At 28.7% G+C, this 1,127-nt stretch carries 2 protein-coding genes and 1 pseudogene; 2 read left to right on the plus strand and 1 reads right to left on the minus strand.

What is annotated here, in order from left to right:
- A pseudogene (locus IDG60_RS15280) lies at positions 1-156 on the minus strand (Rrf2 family transcriptional regulator); the annotation flags it as partial.
- A gap of 57 nt (positions 157-213) precedes the next feature.
- Between IDG60_RS15280 and IDG60_RS15285 the strand changes: the two are divergent.
- Positions 214-315 carry a hypothetical protein gene (locus IDG60_RS15285; protein ID WP_001788276.1) on the plus strand — a complete coding sequence of 34 codons (102 nt, stop codon included), beginning with the start codon at positions 214-216 and terminating at the stop codon, positions 313-315.
- Between the two features lie 465 nt (positions 316-780).
- A partial coding sequence (locus IDG60_RS15290; protein WP_241013382.1) for a T7SS effector LXG polymorphic toxin occupies positions 781-1,127 on the plus strand: 347 nt, incomplete at its 3' end.

Here is a 1,127-nt window from a genome sequence, read left to right on the forward strand (position 1 = left end):
AATCATTTTTAAATCGACAAGTTGAGTCGTCACGCGTCGTAATTGAACAGGATTTAAACAAGTTAATTCTGCTAATGAACTACTATTGAATTTTTCTGAATGATGCTTAGTTAAAAAAGCTAATACATGCACGGCAATGTTAAATTCTAAATTCAATGTTTCTCACCTCATAATTGTAACTGTATTAGTTACAATTAAAAATCATTTTGCTCAATGTGTCAATACTTATGTTTGAAAAGTGTTGAATTAGGTGTGGTTATTGTGATGATTTATTGTTTGAAAGTTGATGCATTAACGGTGAGATTGCACAATTGAAATTTTAATTATGTATGAACTGATAGATATGAAATGAATATTGAAAATGAGAGCAATAAAATTTTGAATGATGATGTTGTGTGATTGTATAAACTTATTCGTATTTTAGATACGTTTTGATATTTCGCATGATGAGGAAATACTTTTAACAACTGATGACATATTTTAATAGTGAATATATTTTGAGATATTAATATATTTAATGTTAAGGATGTTGTCGCAATAAAATTAAAATATTGAAAGATAATTTTTATTGATTAATTGCGAATATACAAAGACACCATTATATCCATATGCTAAAATAAGAAAAAAGGCGACATGTTATCTCAATTTACCTGCATCTAGACTCCTTTACATAAGAAATAATCATCGCCGAGTTTTAAAATTTTACAACTTTGTAGATGTAAAAAGCATTTGATTTTAAATAGTTTGAAAATCATATATTTTTGAAAAAGGAGCATGCCGATGAGTATTGACATGTATTTAGACAGATCTCGAAACCAAGCTTCAAGTGTGGGGAATTTGAGTCAAACAATGAATTCAAATTATGATGCGTTGGAAAAAGCAATTACTCAATTTATCAATGATGATGCGCTTAAAGGGAAAGCGTATACGTCAGCTAAGCAATTTTTTAGTACGGTGTTAATTCCATTATCAACAAGTATGAAAACATTGAGTGATTTAACGAAGCAAGCTTGCGATAATTTTGTGTCACGTTATACGAGTGAGGTTGATAGCATATCTTTAAAAGAATCAGAGCTTGAAGAAGATATCAGATCATTAAGTCAACAAATTACGCGATATGAAAATTT

The organism is Staphylococcus sp. EG-SA-2 (assembly GCF_017152085.1).